The organism is Actinomycetota bacterium (assembly GCA_030019255.1).
In the GTDB taxonomy this organism is placed as follows: domain Bacteria; phylum Actinomycetota; class Geothermincolia; order Geothermincolales; family RBG-13-55-18; genus Solincola_A.
Genome location: JASEFK010000015.1, coordinates 1 through 15,807 on the forward strand (window position 1 = coordinate 1; position 15,807 = coordinate 15,807).

The following is a 15,807-nucleotide window of genomic DNA, read 5'->3' on the forward strand; positions in this document are numbered from 1 at the left end:
AAAGCAGTCCCTTGTCTTGGAGGGCGAGAATTTACATAGGGTTGTGGGCTTTACCTACCGGGATGCAAGCGATGATTTGCTACTATCCCGCTGATGATTCATGATGGTAACATTTCTTGATGAGGCAACGAGGAGGGAAAATCAAGTTGACGTCAAACAACCCGCTCATCGATGAGAACATGGTCCAGACCATATTGGAGACCGGGAATACCGCCGCCGGGTTGCCTCCAAGGGTGGAAGTCCTGGAGAAGCACGGTCTGCCCTACGACCGGGAGGCGGAGAACGTGGTGATCAGCGGCTGCCAGGTTATGTACCTCCTCCCGCAGGTCATAGCCTCCCTGGCCCGGGTGCTGGAAAAGGGAGGTATGTCCTACACCTTCCTCTCCCGGGAGTACTGCTGCGGCAATTACCTTTATCGCCCGGCCATCCAGGCTCGCGACCAGGAAGCAATGGAGGAATGCCGGGAACTCTCCCGGAAGTTCGTGGCCCTGAACCTTGAAAAAGCCGGAGAACTCGGGGCCCGGCGCCTCATCATCTTCTGTTCTCCCTGCTACCCGATCTACCGGCACGCCTTCCCGGAGGAGGACATAGTCTTCTATCCCCAGGCCTTGGCCGAGGTCATGGACGTCATCCCCTGGGAAGGGGAAGTGGATTATTACGCGGGATGTTACCGCCTGCACCGGAAATTTTCACCCGTGCCCATGGACCTGGAATCCGCGGAGGAAGTATTTTCCAGGTTAAGAGGCCTGCAGGTAAACCGCATCGGCGCCCCGAGCTGCTGCTACAAGCCCGAGGGAATAGCCCACCTGGTGGACAACCTCCGCGCGGACACGCTGGTCACCATCTGCACGGGCTGTTACGGCCAGGCGCTGGCCGCGGTGCCGCTGGAGAAGGGGGTTGAGGTACTCATGCTTCCCCAGCTGGTGGAGAAGGCCATGGAGGGCCGGGACGCGTCGTGAACGCGGCCCCTGCCGGATGTGGGGCGTGAGGGCGGGGATTCATGGGAGGTAAGGTGGGCGGAGAGGGAAAATATAGAATGATGAGGGGCCGGGGTAGGGGGTCGGTGGTGACGGAACAAAAGGGGTGAAGGAAGGAGGTAGGGATGCAGGAAATGACGGAGACCCAGTGGGATGAGAAGACCCGGAAAAGGGCGGATTTCTGCCTTAACAAGTGCACGGTCTGCAAGCGGGGCAGGGAGAAGGGCGGAGGGATCTTTTACCAGCTGGCCAAGCTGGAATCACGCCTGAAGTTCTGCCCCTGGTGCCGGGCCTATGAAAAGGTTTACGGGGTCCCCGCTTACCAGAAGCCTCCACAGGAATGACCGGGCCGGGGATCGAGCCTGGGCCGCTGACCCCCTCGGAGTGGCGCAGGCTTTTCCAGGAATCCATCCGGGTCCTCGAGCTCAACGAGGTGGACGAGGGCGAAATCTACTATCACATGCCCTCCTATCACCATTATCCCTCCCTCTTTGGGTGGGACAGCGGGTTTCACGCCGTGGCTATGCTGCACGTAGATGTCCGCAAGGCGGCCCGGGAGCTGGAGACCCTGTTCCGGCAGGTGAGGGATGACGGCCACCTCCCCCACGAGGTCCTGTTGCCCCATCGCACCGAGCATCCCTGGCTGCGCAACATCCAGACCTGGCTGGTGCGTTGGGAGTTCGATCGCCGGGGCGCCTCCTACATGATCGATCCTCCCAGCTACCATTACGCCGCTCTCCTGGTGTATGAAAGGACGGGGGACAGGGAGTGGTTGAATAGGCTGTGGCCGAACATGTGCCGGAGCCTGGACTTTCTCCTGGAGAAACGGAACGTGTTCGGCGACGGCCTGGTCACCATCTTCCACCCCTGGGAATCGGGGACCGACATGTCCCCCCAGTTCTTCCAGGCCATGGGCTTGGAACGCGGGGGGTTGCGGAGCGTGCTGCGCTCCGATCTCTACCCCACTGCCCTCTTCGCCTTCAACCGGGCGCTGGGATGGGACCCGGAAAAGCTGGCCCGGGCCGACCGCTTCGTCTGCCAGGAGCTCACCGTCAATTGCCTGACCATTCGCGCCTGCCGCAGCATGGCCCTACTGTCCCGGGAGATGGGGGAACCGGAAAGGGAGAGAAGGTACGAGGAGAGGGCAATGGACATCATGGGGGCGCTGGACGATCTGTGCTGGGACGAGGAAAAGGGATGCTACTTCCCGCGCTTCGGTTTCCGGAGGCCGCGCCTGGCCAGGAAGAAGACCGCCGATTCCCTCATGCCCCTCTTTGGGGGCCTGTGCAGGGAGGAAAGGGCGGTGAGGCTGATCGAGGACCACCTTCTGAATCCCAGGGAGTTCTTCACCCCCTACCCCGTCCCCTTCAACCCCCTGGACGAGCTGGAGAGAGAGGAGAGGTGGGTGGAGAACAGCCTCTGGGCCGGGCACTGCGTGTGGGTCAACTTCTGCTGGATGCTTGCCATTGCGCTGGACGAGTACGGATACCGGGACGTGGCGCGAGAGATCACCCGCCGGGCGGTAAGGATGATCCTCCGGGAGGGCTTCTACGAGTTCTACGATTCCCGCGATGGGAAGGGCAGGAGGATACCCGATTTCTGCTGGCCGGCACTGGCCCTGGACATGGTAGCCAGGTTCTGGCCGGAAATCGTAGACGAGGAGGAAGGGTAGGGAATGCGTCACCGGGATTACCTTGCGATCACTTGCGGGGGATGCGATTGGGAAAGGCGTCCCTCAACATGCCCGTGCGCAGGTAATCCAGGTACATCCTCCTCTTCTTGGCGGCCTCCAGGTAGAAGGGGATGAGGATGCAGGCGATGACCATGGTCAGCCAGGAGCGGAAACCAAGGGCGATTCCCAGGTTCATCAACGTGCGGGCGGCGATCCTGCGGTAGCTTTGCTGCACGTGGGCCCTGCTATGGGTGGCCTTCCTGCGTCGCTGGGTTTCCATGATCCTCAGGTTCAGGAAAAAGCCCAGAAGCCAGATCAAAACCCCCAGGGGCAGGGAGATGTAGGGGCGGAGGGGAACCGACCACCCGGCCATGAGGCTGGTGGCCACGCTCATCCATACGGCCAGAAAGTGGAGCAATATTATCCAGTTTCCCTGTGGCATAGCATTTATATACCCAAACGTAATAAACTATGCACATCCCATACATGATGATCCTACAAGTTCGGGCTGCGGGAAGGATGCGGGAGGGCTTGCCGGCGGAAGGTGGTTCGACGGTACCCGGAGAAGTTTTTCCGGAGAAATTACCGGCGGGATGATCTTACGAGGTCCCTAGGGGCCAGTAAATATTAAGAAAATATATCGCCGATCGCAGGTTCGAGGGAAAGGAGGTCTGGGTGAGCAGAATTTCAGAGGTCAAAACGCGGGTCGAGCGCCTCATCGGGCTGGGGTCAAGGATGAAATCGCAGCTTACCGCCCTGGGCGGTCCGGCCGGGGAGGAGCTGAAGGGCAAACTCAAAGAGAGCGGCAAGCGAATCGCCATAGGCGCCGCCGTCGCCCTATTCGGTCTCTCGGTCATCGCGGTGGCGGCGGTCTACATCATCGCGGTGGTCACACTGCTGGTGAACATCGCTCTGGACCGCCTCTGGCTTTCCGCCCTCATCGTGGTGTTCGGCTCCTTTCTGCTGGGCGGGATCATCGTGGCCGTGGGGATAAGCATGCTCAGGAAGGGGGCCGGGGGCCTGAAGGAGCCGGGCGAAGAGGTGGTGGGAGAGATAAAGAGCACCGGGGAGGAGATCAAGGAGACCTTAGATGAATTACAGGAGATGGCTCGTAAGGAGGCCGAGGCGAGGCAGCAGCAGCTCCAGGAAGCCGTTAACCAGCTGAAGGTGGTGGCCCCTTACCTGGTGGGCGCGTACTTGGGGTACCGGCTCGTGAAAGGGGTGGTGAAGGCGAGGAGGAAGAGATTCCTCCGGCAGGTGAAGGAGCTGATTGAGGAAGAGGAAGGCTAAGACGAAGCCCCTGCTTTAACCCGACATCGATGCCGCGGGCAACAGGATGAAGGCATAAACATAAACTTTATATTTATATAAGGGACTTCGTCGAAGTTCATTGCCCGGGGGAGGGAGGCCGGAAGTAGATTCATACCCTCACCTGGAGAAAGACAGCCATAAATGGAGTCTTTCAGAACGAATTCTATTGCGGGGGAGGTTTAGGGCTTGGGGCGGCTCGCGCGACCACTGCTTTCGAGTCTTCCACCTGCTTCTCGGTGGTAAGTTTGATTATTAAATAATAAAGTTTGCTCGCGTTAAAATTTATTTTTCAGAACGGAGAAGTCAAAATTTCGAGGACAGCGGCAATTAAAATAAACATAAGGTTTAGGTTTATAATTCTTTTTCGACTGTGATTGGGCTCTTGCATTCACACCCGAGCGATCGTTTACTGGCTATTCGGCTGGAGGGGCTACCCTGAACCACGATCGTTTAATTGCTATATGGCAGGAGGGGATACCCTGGCCAACGATTGGGTTCTTGCATTCACCAATGAGCGATCAGGTTGGTGAGGGAATCACGTCCATCTGGAATATCCTGCCTTGTTAAAGGCTCCACGAACCTCCTTGTCCGAAAGCCCTTGATGTCGCAGGGAGGGACTAAAATATTCGTGGGAGGTGAGCGTCTTGATTTACTCCCACTCCCAGCTGGAGACCTACGAGAAGTGCCCCCACAAGTACCGCATACTCTACCTGGAGAGAGTGAAAGCGGGCAGGAGGAGCATAGAGGCCTTCATGGGGTCCCTGGTCCATTCGGCCTTGGAGAAGCTTTACCGGGACCTCCGGATGTCCCGTCTTCCGGAACTGGAGGAGCTGAACCGCTTTTTCATCGACAACTGGAGGGCTTCCTACGGCGATGACGTGTTCATCGTACGCAGCGAGTACAGCGAGGAGGATTACCTGAACACCGGGCTGAGGTGCCTGGGCGATTACTACCGGCGGTATTATCCCTTCCGCGGCGGGGGCAGACCATTGTGGCTGGAGAGGAAGGTACAGATACCCCTCCGGGACGAGGAGGGCCGCCAGGTGAACTTCATCGGCATCCTGGACCGCCTGGACTACCTGGAGGGTGGGAAGTACGAGATCCACGATTATAAGACCTCGCAGATACTGCCCTCCCAGGAGGCGCTGGAAGGGGACCGACAGCTGAGCCTCTACCAGCTGGCGGTGGAGGCCGCTTTCCCGGACGCGCGGGAGGTGGAGCTGGTCTGGCATTACCTGGTCTTCGACCGCGAGCTGCGCCTCCGGCGGGAGAGGGAGAGCCTGGAGGAGGTGGCCGCGGGCGCCTTGAGGGTGATCCGGGAAATCGAGGAGGCTAAGGATTTTCCTCCCCGGGAGAGCGAATTATGCGACTGGTGCGAGGTCCAGGAATACTGCCCCCGCCGCAAGCATCTGTACATGGTGTCCAGGTTGCCGGAGCGCGAACTGGGGATGGACCGCGGCATCCAGCTGGTCGACGAGTACGCGGAGTGGCACGCGCGGAAAAAGGAGGCGGAGGAGAACCTAGAAAGGGTGCGGAAGGAGATCCTGGAGTTCGCCGAGTTCCACGGGGTGGAGAAGATACAGGGGACCTCCAGTGTGCTGAGCCTCTCCAGAGCAGTGCGGCCGGTGCTTCCTTCCGCCGGGAGCGAGGAGAGGAGGAGGCTGGAGGAAACGCTCAGAGAAGCCGGGAAGTGGGAAGAGGTGTGTACGCTGAACCCGATCCGAGTGGGTTCCCTGGTCTCCGCGGAGGAGGTGGAGGAGGAGACCAGGGCCCGCCTACGCGAGCTCCTGTCCTGGGAAGAGAGCGTAACGTTGAGGATTCGCAAGCTGCCGGACCAGGCAGGGACCTGAAGCTGCCTGGCCGGGATCCCGAGGCCCTTGATTCCCGAAGCGGGCGAGGAACGGGGGCGAAGCTTCCGCGGCGTCGATTTCCGCCTCTGTAGGCGGGATCGATCACGGGAGGCGCGGTTCCCGGGAGCGAGGCGAGCGGGGTCATCGTTCCCGAACCCTCAACCCGGCGAGCTTCGCCCTTCGGTCAAACCGTGCGCGATTCAGCCAAGGAAGGCCGCTATTTCCCCCGCTACCTCCACCGGGAACTGTCCGATCAGGCCATGTCCCCCACCCGGATACTCCACCAGGCGGCTGTTGGGAATGGCACGGGCCAGGATGCGCGAGTTCTCCGGCGGGATGAGGATATCCTCGGAGCCGGTGATGATCAGGGTCGGATTGTGGATATCCTTGAGGCGGGAATGGGATGACCAGTTGATGATGGCGGCAAGCTGGAGGGCGAAGGCCGCGGGAGGTATGGGGGCCAAGAGCATGGCCTTAACCACCTCCTCCATCTTCCCCGGGTTCTCTTCAATGTATTTGCGAGGGTACAGGAGGTATAATGTGGATCGCGCTATGACCTCGGGAGAGATTCCCTCCTTCGGGGAATAGAGAACCTGAAGCACTTCCGGGGAAGCGGGAACCTGCTCCGGGCCTCCGCAGGTGGTGACCAGAAGGACCAGTTTGCGAACCCTTTCCGGGTGCTGCAGGGCGAGTTCCTGGGCGATCATTCCCCCCATGGACATTCCCAGGACATGGGCCGAGGACCACCCTAACCTGTCCATGAGCGCCGCGGCGTCATCGGCCATCTGGGGGATGGAATAGGGACCGGGAGGCTTTTCGGACCTCCCCGCGCCACGGTTATCGAAGGCCACAACGTGATACCGTGAAGCGAGGGATTTCAGGAATTTGGGCGTCCACCAGTCGACGTTGCCCCCCAGGCCCATGATAAGGAGGAGGGGGTCTCCGCTTCCCATCTCCCGGTAGTAGATGCGGATGCCATTGGCCTCCACGGTGTTTTCGCGGTAGATGCTGGCTTCACTCATCCTTTCCTCCTTGGATCGTGGCGGCTGCCTGCGCGGAAGGCAGGGCGATGCCAACGGTGCGGGCGTAAAAGTATACGAGGGTTGATGCCGCGAGCGCCCCGCCCAGGAGGTACATGGGCGGGTATCCCAGGGAGTCGGCCACCGGACCGAGAGCGATGCCTCCCAGGCCTATCCCCACGTCGAACACGGCCATGAACATGCCCAGCGCCCTCCCCCGCATCTCCTGCGGAGTGTGGTCGAGCAGCAGGGCGGAGAGGGTGGTGGGCAGGTAAGCGAAGCCGATGGCGTAGACCAGGCTTCCGGAAAGAAGAAGGGCCAGGCTGTTCGCGTAAGCCAGCATGGCCAGGCCCACCAGGGTCATGAGTCCAGATGCGAGCACCAGGTGGCGCCGGTTTATCCTGTCGGCCTTCTTTCCCATTCCCAGCCGGAAGGCGATGAGGGTGGCTGCGAAGACGGTGAAGAACAGTTCCCCCTGGCCTACCCCCTTGCTCTGGGAGGAGAGGACGATGAAGGTCTGCAGGCTCCCGAAGGTGAGGGTGAACCCCATGGTGGCGGCGAAGATGGCCTTCTGCAGGGGGGTGAAACCGGTCTTCGCCCTCCCGTTGCGGCCGGTCGCCGTGGCGGTCATGGTCTCGGGGACCAGGAGGGAGGAAAGGAAGGAGAGCGCCGCGATGACGCCGGCCAGCAGGTACGCGGGAGTGTACCCCCAGGCCAGGCGCAAGGCCTTGGCGGCCGGGGGAGCAAGGGCTATGGAGACGTCCACGGAGATGTAGAAGATGGCGATGGCCTGCAGGCGTCGACTCGGCGGGGCCAGGTCCCCGACCATGGCATAGGCGGCGGTGTGGAAGGCGGCCAGTCCGCACCCGTTGAGGAAGCGGATGATCAGCAGGGGCACGGCGGTGGAAAAGGAGGCGTAGAAGAAGGTGGAGAGGCCCAAAAGCAGCGTCCCCGTCGCCAGGAGACGCTTACGCCCGTGATCGTCCGCCAGGCGGCCGAAGAAGGGGCGGAGGAGCGCCACCATGGTGGCCACGGACATGAGGAACCCTATGAAGGCGTTGGAATAACCCCTTTCCTCGAGGAAGACGGGAAGGATGGGGATGACCATGTATATGGCAAAAAATGCCAGAAAATTACTGGCGCACACCAGGAGGAAACCCCGGGTCATCAGGCGTTCCTCAGGTCCCTCCATCAAGCCCTCCTGTGTCTCGGCCGATGCCCCGATGCAAAGATTGTAGCAGAGGACGGCTCCCGAATCCCCCTGGTGCCGCTTGAGGGCCATGGTGTTAAATCCCCGGATGCCGATCGAGGAACATGGTTATCAAAAAGCCTCGTGGCCGCAGAGTATAATGTCTACGTGGCTGGGCGTGGATGCAATGAACCCCGGTCGCCATGGGGACTCGGGAGTGAAGGAGCAGGGGTCCTGTCGTGAGATCGGAAGCGAGTTTTTAAGGCCTGGAGCGGATCGATTGCGGAGAAAACAAGGGAGTGAGGAAGATGAGGATGGCACTGGTAGGGGCGGGATCCATGGGCACGGTCATAGGAGCCCTTTTAACCAAAGGCGGGGAGGACATCGTGCTGGTGGACGTAAACGAGGCGCATGTCAAGGCCATGAACGAGAAGGGAGCGCGAATCACCGGGCACATGGAACTCACCGTTCCGGTGAGGGCCATCACGCCGGACCGGATGGAGGGGATCTACGACCTGGTCATCTACCTGGTGAAGACCACCTACGACGACCGCGCCCTGCCGGAGATTCTTCCTTTCCTGGGGGAGAACAGCGCGGTCATCACCCTCCAGAACGGGGTGCCGGAGGAGCGGGTGGCCTCGGTGGTGGGCCGCGAGCGCACCCTGGGAGGGGCCATCGGTTGGGGGGCCACCCTCCTGGAGCCAGGCGTTTCCGAGCTCACCAGCGAGGTGGAAGCCATGACCTACGACATCGGCGAGATGGACGGGTCAGTCACCGAGCGCATCCGGGCGGTGAAGGCAGTGCTGGACAAGGCGGGAAAGGCGGAGATAACCACCAACCTGGTGGGGACGCGCTGGACCAAGCTGCTGGCCAACGTATCCATGAGCGGCCTGGGCACCGCCCTGAACTGCACCTACGGGGACATCCTGGACAACGAGAAGGCGCTCATCGCCGCCACCTCCATCATCGTGGAGACCCTCAAGACGGCGCGGGCCCTGGGTATCAGGATGGAACCCATGCAGGGCGTGGACCCCAACGTGCTCCTGGACATCATCCGCGAGAGCGAGGAGAACGCCCTGAACGTTATCCGCATGGTCTGGGGAAGACACCGGGACCAGGTTCCCAGTATGCTCCAGGACCTGCGCAAGGGGCTTCCCTGCGAGGTGGAGACCCTCAACGGCTACCTGTCGGCCAAGTCGGCGGAGGCGGGGGTGCCCACCCCGGTCAACGACAAGGTCACGGAGATAATCCGGGGTATCCAGGAGGGCAGGTACCCCCTGAGCTTCGACAACCTGGACATGATCGAGGTGCGCCCCCTGAAAGAGATCGTGTGATCCGTGTCACTCAAGGCCGGGACTGGGCGGGGCTCGCGCGCGTTGTGCGAGGAAAAGGAAGGAAATGGAAATGACAGGGGAAGCCGGTTGGAAGGAATTGAGGGAGAAGATGGTCGCCCTGCTCAACGGGTCGCCTTACTATCGCCACCTGGGCATGGAGGTGGTGGAGACGGGAGAGGGATTGGCCAGGTTGCGCCTAGTGGTCAAGGACGAGCACAAGAACCTCTACGGGATATTGCATGGTGGGGTGCTCGCCTCCCTGCTCGACTCCACCTGTTCCATTGCCGTAGGCACCCTCCTGTCTCCGGGGGAAGCTGCGGTGACCCTGGACCAGAGGATTAACTTTGTTTCCAACGTGAGGGAGGGGGTGCTGTACACGGAGGGAAGGGCCCTGCACAAGGGGCGCTACACGGGGGTGGGATACGGAGAGGTCAGGGACGAGGAGGGCAACCTGGTGGCTGCCGGGATGACCACCGTCTTCGTGATCCGGAGCGGCGAGTCCCAGGTGCGCGAGTCCAGGGACCCCGTCGATGAGCGCCTGAGGCGCGGGGATACGAAATCCTGAGAAGAGTAATGGCAAGGACTGGGCGAGCAGGAATCTTGTGGAATAAAGGGAAGTTCTTTTCTGGACCGGAAACGGGGGGATGAAGGACTTCGGTGACAGAATGGTGGTGGTCACCGGGGCGGCCAGCGGAACAGGTAAGGCCATCGCCGAGGCCTTCGCCCGCCGGGGGGCTGCCCTGGCCCTTGCGGACCTGGACGCGGATGGACTGAGGAGAACAGCGGAGGAGCTGAAAAGTCACGGCGTCCCGGTATACACACAGGTGGTGGATGTCTCCGCCGCTCTCCAGGTGGAGAGTTTCTGCGAGAACGTATACCGCGAGTTCGACAGGGTGGATGTCCTCTGCAACAATGCCGGGGTCTCGGCCGGGGCTGTTCGAGGACATAACCCTTGGGGACTGGGAATGGATAATGGGGGTAATCTCTGGGGGTCGTCAACGGGTGCCGCTATTTCTATCCCCGCATGGTGGAAGCGGGAGGGGTCCTCATCGTCAATATCTCCTCGGGCCTGGCCCTGGCCCCGCTGCCCGGCTCCATTCCCTACTGTACCACCAAGTACGTCGTGGTGGGATTTTCCGAGACCCTCCGCGCCGAGGCGGCCCGGCACAACATTGGGGTGACGGTGGTATGCCCGGGGTTCATCCTTACCAACATCTTCCGTTCCTCGCGACAGCGAACCGTGTTACCCGGGGATAAGCCCGAGGACTCCGTGGTCCGCACCGAGAGGCTTCTCTCCCGGCGTCGCTGTGACGCGAGGAAGGTGGCGGAGAAGGTGGTGGAGGCGGTGCAGAAGAACCGGGGAGTGGTTCCCGTTTGCTGGGAGGTTCACCTGGGGGGCGCCCTTCATCGCCTGAGCCGCGGGCTTTATGCCCGACTCCTGGCTTTACTAACCCGGGCCTGGTACCGTGGGCTCGATGGGGAAGGCACGTGATCCGGGAAAGCTGAACCAGCCGGCCGCCGGAACGTTCTCCGGCGTTCCCGCGAACAATTGGAACTACGGGAAAGGTGGGGCTTGAAATCCGGGTCCTGCCCGCCCCCGGGTGGTTAAGTTCTCCGAGGGGAGCGGGATAACGGTGGGGATGACCGGGGTCCGACCCGGGACAAGCGATCCTCCCGGATGGATAATCAACGCCGAAGCACGGTTGCAGCTCCTTGATCTCGGGCGAAATGGCCAATATGATGAATGACGTGTCATTCTCTTCCAAAATGGCGAAAAAGAGGGGGTGATCGGCTTGCTGGTGGAAGGGAGAGAGCTTCTGGCTCGTGCTCTAGGTAAGGCGGGTTTACGGTTCGCGGTTGGGAAAGAGAGTGGGGTGCTTGGTCTAACCATCCGTCTCCTGCGGGAGCGGGAAGGGGTGAGGACCATCACGCCCCTGGGGGACATAGCCGGCCCCTTCATGGCCTACGGGAACACTTATTACCATCATTTCCCAGCGGCCGTCCTATGCTCCACCCCGGCGGAGGCGGCCAACGCCTTTACCGGCCTGGGCACGGCCTGGGCGGACAAGATCCCCCTCCTCATGATGACCGTGCGTTCCCCCAGGCGCTTGGAGATGAAGCTTCCGGGCAGCACCCAGGGTGAATCCTATTCCGCTTTCACTAAGTGGGGTACCCGGGTGTTGGACTGGGAAGACATACCAGTGGCCCTGGGCCAGGCCCTCCGGGAGGCCCTCAACGGGTGCCATGGCCCCGTGCACCTGGACATCGAGGAAGAGGCGCTCCTGGAAAGCAGGGAGGTGAAAGAGGAGGAACTGGAGGACTTGATCGAAAAGGGACTAGGCCCCCTGGAGGCCAAGGTCATGGAGGGCGATCCGGAACTCGTGGAAAAGGGGCTCAAGACGCTTTTGGAAGCGGAACGTCCCCTCATCGTATCCGGGGGAGGGGTTATCCACGCCCAGGCCTGGGAGGAGATGGACCGGCTGGTGCGCATGCTCGGCGTGCCCGCCACCACCACCGTGGCCGGGGAGGGAGGTGTCCGGGGTGACAATCCTTGCTACATCGGCGGTCCGAGCTACGTGGGCGGCGAGGCCTTTCACCGGGCCATCAAGCGCGCGGATTGCGCGCTGGTGGTGGGTGCCGCCCTGGGCGGCCTGGAGGGATTCGGGCAGCCGCCCTTCTGGAACCCGGACATCCGCTTCATCCAGGTGGACGTGGACCCGGTGAACATGTGCCTGAACATCCCGGTGGAGGTATCCATCCTGGGAGACGCCGGGGCGGTGCTCAAGCAGATGATCCGCCTGGTGGAGGAGGGGGCGGCCGGTCCCAACCCCGCTCATGCGGCTTGGCTCCAGCACCTCCAGGAGGTGAGGAGGAGGTGGCGTTCGCGCGTCGAGGGAGAGGCCCATGACCGCTGGCCACTCATCCACCAGGGTTACCTGGCCAGGACCATCAGGGAGGTTTTGCCGCCCGGCACCTTCCTGGTCATCGACGGCGGCAACACAACCCTCTGGGCGGGGATGTTCTGCATGGAGCACAAGCCCAAGAGCGCCCTCTTCCCGGCGGGGATGGGCACCCTGGGGTGCGGCATCCCCGTGGCCATGGGGGTCAAGGCCGCGGACCCCGACCGCCCCCTGGCGGTCATCCAGGGGGACGGGTCCTTTCTCTACAACGTGCAGGAGCTGGAGAACGCCCGTCGCCTGGGCATGGACTTCGTGGTGGTCATCTTCAACGACGGGTGCTGGAACATGATCAAGGGGGCCCAGGACCTCTTCTTCGGGAGCCGGCGGGTGGGGTCCATCCTGGGGGATATCGACTACGCGGCCGTGGCGCGCGGCCTGGGTTGTTACGGAAGGAGGGTGTCCCGCGCCTCGGATATCGCACCTGCCCTGCGGGAGGCGTTGGAGGCGGGAGGGCCGGCGGTGGTGGACGTCCTGGTGGACCCGGACTGTTTCCCGGAGACCCTGGCCAGTTTCGCGTTGGGCGAGTTCGAGGGTGTCCGCATCAATCCCCTGCGGGCCCTGGGGATTCCCAAGATGAAGATAGACCGGCGCCTGGTAAACCGGGCCAAGTACGCGGCCAACATACTCCTGGACTTGGATTTCCGATAGGGGGTGAGAGGAATGTACCTCCCGGAATTTCGTTTAGGAGTCCGTTCGGGCGGAACCCTGGACCTCGGATAGGGGGTGAGTGTTGTGTACCTGCTCAACGGCGGGGACCTGGTGGCCCGGACGCTGGCCCAGGAAGGGGTGGACCACTTCATCGGCATAGTGGGGGGCCAGGTTCTTCCGCTCTTCGACGCCGTGGGTCGCCACCCGGGCCTCCGGCTGGTGGTGCCTCGGAACGAAGCCGCGGGAGCCATGATGGCCGACGGGTACGCCCGCGCCTCGGGAAAGCCGGCGGTGATCATCTCCACGGTGGGAGCGGGGGCCATCTACTCGGCGGCGGGCACGGCGGGTGCTTGGGCGGACCATGTCCCAATATTTTCCATATCTCCCCAGGTTCAGACCTGGAAGATGTACCCGGCGCAGGAGTCCCTGCAGGGTTGTTACCAGGCAGAGATGATGGCTGGGATCACGCGCTGGCACTGCATCGCCTACAGCTGGAAGCGCATACCGCGGCTGGTGCAGAGAGCCCTGCGGGAGGCCATGTCCGGCGAGAAAGGACCGGTGCACATGGACGTTCCCGTGGACGTGTTCTACGAGACCCACCTGGTCACCGAGCGGAAGCTCCGCCGCCTCATACCTCCCCCGGGGAGCAGCCGCTTTCAGGGGCACTTTCACCCCGCGGCCGAGGACTTGCGGGAGGCCATCGATATCCTGGAAGCGTCTTCCAGTCCGGTCCTGGTGGCCGGCCTGGGGGTTCTGAGGGAATCCGCGTGGGATGCGGTTTCTGCGCTCGCGGAAAGATTGTCCCTCCCGGTGGCCCTCACCCCGGCCGCGCTGTCCGCCATCGCCAGTGAAGACCCTTCCTTCGCCGGGATACTGGGCCACCCCGCACTTCCCGGCCTCCGGGAGGTGGTGGGCGGCGCGGACGCGATTCTTTTTCTGGGAGCCACCATCTCCGAGCAGGAGGCGGTCATGGAGACGGTGGATCTCTCCCGGGCGCGGATCATCCAGACTTCCCCTCAACCGGAGCTCCTGGGTGCACTGGGAAAATTCAATGCCGCCTTGGCCGGCGACGTGGCCTCCATAGCCGGAAGCCTCGCCGGAGAGGCAGGAGAGGTCCCCGTGGAGAGGAGGAGCTGGCGGGAAAAGGCCCGCGAGGCCTATCTGCGCGATGCCCGGGCGCTCAGGGAGGAGGCCCACGGTAACGCTTCTGGGCGGGCTATTTCCGCGCTGGGGGAGAGCCTGGACCCCGGGGATTATCTGGTCCTAGACGGACCCGATTCCACTTACTGGGGGTCCCTTCTTTGCCCGGCGAAGAACGCCGCCACTCGAATCCGGTCCTGGGGGCTCAGGGGTAATGGGTATGGGCTTCCCCTCGCCCTGGGGGTCAAGCTGGCCCGACCACGGGACAGGGTGATAGCCCTGTGCGACACGGAAGCCCTCATGCACCATATCCAGGAACTGGATACCGCCAGGCGGGAGGACATCCGGGTGGTGATATGCGTGGTAGGGGAGAGGTACCGCTGGAAGGAAGTGGCGGTGGGGTTCGGCCTGCACGGGGAGAAGGCCTCGACCCCCGCCGAGTTGATGGTCGCCCTGGACAGGGCGGAGAGAAGTGGCAGGGCGGCCGTGGTGGACCTCACCGGGTTCGAGGCCGGTGGCCGTTGACAATGGACCAGAAAGCCGGAGGGGGCGGCGGGTGAACGGCGAGGAAGCGGGATCGAGACTCGTATCCCAACCGAAAGCCCCAATAGGCGTTTCAGGTACCAAGCCGGGGGCAAGGAACGGAACCGCAGCGCGCGTGCCGTGAGTCCATCGCGCGGCGAGGGCCAGGCGGCAGTCGGCGTGGGCGCTGTTCAAGGAGGGATGAACAGAGGCGCCTCGCCAGCATGCGGCCTGCGAGGCGCCCCGAATCGTCGCCTACCGAAAGGCGATCAGTCCCAGACGTATTTTTCCTTTTCCTCCTCCTGAGCGGCCTCTTCGGACTCGCTTTCCTTCTCCTCCGCTTCCACCCCTGGTTTTTCGGAAACGGTGATTGGCTCTTCAGTCTCTTCCTCGGTAACGACCTCCGTCGCTGCGGTTGGGGTGGCCTCCTCCTCAGCTTCCCCCTTTGCCGCAGGGATTTCCGCCTTGCGGGTATATTCCTCGTACTCGTTCAGGAGGGACCGGCTCTTCTCGAGGAGCTCCCTCATGCGGGGGATCTGCTCGATGATCTGCTCCCGCACGGAGTTTATGGAGGATAGGATGCGCTCCCTTTCTCGCTCCATCTCCTCCAGGATCCTCCCGCTTCTCTCCTGCGCTTTCCTAATGATGGCGGCTGCCTGGTTGCGCGCTTCCTGGAGGATGTTGCCCGCGCTCTTCTGGGCGTTGGTCAGGGCGGTCTGCAGGGTCTTCTGCATCTCGTCGAACTGCGCCACCTTCTGGCGCATGGCGGCGACTATTTCCTCCAGCTCCTTGTTGCGGCCCGCAAGCCTCTCCAACTCTTCGGCCACGGCGTCGAGGAAGGAATCCACCTCTTCCTTGTCGTAACCCCCGGTGGTGACCACGGTGAATTCCTTAAGGTGGATGTCCATGGGGCTGATCGCCATCACCATCTCCTCCTTTGATGATCCGTAACCTTCCAGGGAAGACCCACGCCTTAAGAACTAAGTATAAGGTCTTTACCCTCCTTTTACCACTTCCCCCACGAGGAAAGCGCCGGCCAACCACGGAGGTTTACCGAGCAAGCCAATAGCCCATATATTTATAAATCCAGCAAGCCCTTTCCCGCAACACCGCTGTCCCGCTCGCGCCGCCGGTAAGGGGGTTGAACGTCGCCTCGCCCGGTAATAGATTTTAGACTGAATATTG

At 62.2% G+C, this 15,807-nt stretch carries 14 protein-coding genes; 10 read left to right on the forward strand and 4 right to left on the reverse strand.

Annotation, left to right across the window (positions count from 1 at the left end):
• The first annotated feature begins 146 nt into the window (after positions 1–146).
• The 3 genes from QME84_11005 (at position 147) to QME84_11015 (ending at position 2,649) form a co-directional block, all read left to right on the forward strand.
• Positions 147–959 carry a (Fe-S)-binding protein gene (locus tag QME84_11005; protein ID MDI6874792.1) on the forward strand — a complete coding sequence of 271 codons (813 nt, stop codon included), beginning with the start codon at positions 147–149 and terminating at the stop codon, positions 957–959.
• Positions 960–1,102: 143 nt separating this feature from the next.
• Positions 1,103–1,321, forward strand: a complete 219-nt coding sequence (locus QME84_11010; GenBank protein ID MDI6874793.1) for a hypothetical protein — start codon at positions 1,103–1,105, stop codon at positions 1,319–1,321.
• The gene (locus QME84_11015; GenBank protein MDI6874794.1) at positions 1,318–2,649 is read left to right on the forward strand and encodes a trehalase family glycosidase; all 1,332 of its coding nucleotides are present in this window, start codon (positions 1,318–1,320) and stop codon (positions 2,647–2,649) included. Before QME84_11010 ends, QME84_11015 begins: the two co-directional genes overlap by 4 nt.
• Before the next feature lie 28 nt (positions 2,650–2,677).
• Here QME84_11015 and QME84_11020 read toward each other — a convergent pair whose 3' ends face one another.
• Positions 2,678–3,091: a hypothetical protein gene (locus QME84_11020; GenBank protein MDI6874795.1), complete on the reverse strand. Its 414-nt coding sequence runs from the start codon at positions 3,089–3,091 to the stop codon at positions 2,678–2,680.
• Positions 3,092–3,324: 233 nt separating this feature from the next.
• Here QME84_11020 and QME84_11025 point away from each other — a divergent pair, with 233 nt between their 5' ends.
• Both QME84_11025 and QME84_11030 read left to right on the forward strand, forming a co-directional pair.
• The gene (locus tag QME84_11025) at positions 3,325–3,939 is read left to right on the forward strand and encodes a phage holin family protein (GenBank protein MDI6874796.1); all 615 of its coding nucleotides are present in this window, start codon (positions 3,325–3,327) and stop codon (positions 3,937–3,939) included.
• A gap of 665 nt (positions 3,940–4,604) precedes the next feature.
• Positions 4,605–5,810: a PD-(D/E)XK nuclease family protein gene (locus QME84_11030; protein MDI6874797.1), complete on the forward strand. Its 1,206-nt coding sequence runs from the start codon at positions 4,605–4,607 to the stop codon at positions 5,808–5,810.
• Between the two features lie 200 nt (positions 5,811–6,010).
• Here the strand turns inward: QME84_11030 and QME84_11035 are convergent, their stop codons facing one another.
• Entirely contained in the window at positions 6,011–6,832 is an 822-nt protein-coding gene (locus QME84_11035) for an alpha/beta fold hydrolase (GenBank protein MDI6874798.1), read from the reverse strand.
• Entirely contained in the window at positions 6,825–8,021 is a 1,197-nt protein-coding gene (locus QME84_11040; GenBank protein ID MDI6874799.1) for an MFS transporter, read from the reverse strand. Before QME84_11040 ends, QME84_11035 begins: the two co-directional genes overlap by 8 nt.
• A gap of 305 nt (positions 8,022–8,326) precedes the next feature.
• Here QME84_11040 and QME84_11045 point away from each other — a divergent pair, with 305 nt between their 5' ends.
• From QME84_11045 to QME84_11065, 5 genes are all read left to right on the forward strand, one after another.
• Complete coding sequence (locus tag QME84_11045) at positions 8,327–9,352, forward strand: ketopantoate reductase family protein (protein ID MDI6874800.1); 1,026 nt, start codon at positions 8,327–8,329, stop codon at positions 9,350–9,352.
• 70 nt (positions 9,353–9,422) lie between these two features.
• Positions 9,423–9,917, forward strand: coding sequence for a PaaI family thioesterase (locus QME84_11050; protein ID MDI6874801.1), 495 nt, complete (start codon positions 9,423–9,425; stop codon positions 9,915–9,917).
• Between the two features lie 420 nt (positions 9,918–10,337).
• Complete coding sequence (locus QME84_11055; protein ID MDI6874802.1) at positions 10,338–10,844, forward strand: SDR family NAD(P)-dependent oxidoreductase; 507 nt, start codon at positions 10,338–10,340, stop codon at positions 10,842–10,844.
• Between the two features lie 307 nt (positions 10,845–11,151).
• Complete coding sequence (locus QME84_11060; protein MDI6874803.1) at positions 11,152–12,960, forward strand: thiamine pyrophosphate-binding protein; 1,809 nt, start codon at positions 11,152–11,154, stop codon at positions 12,958–12,960.
• Between the two features lie 84 nt (positions 12,961–13,044).
• Entirely contained in the window at positions 13,045–14,625 is a 1,581-nt protein-coding gene (locus tag QME84_11065; protein ID MDI6874804.1) for a thiamine pyrophosphate-binding protein, read from the forward strand.
• 266 nt (positions 14,626–14,891) lie between these two features.
• Here the strand turns inward: QME84_11065 and QME84_11070 are convergent, their stop codons facing one another.
• Positions 14,892–15,545, reverse strand: coding sequence for a DivIVA domain-containing protein (locus QME84_11070; protein MDI6874805.1), 654 nt, complete (start codon positions 15,543–15,545; stop codon positions 14,892–14,894).
• Positions 15,546–15,807 lie beyond the last annotated feature (262 nt).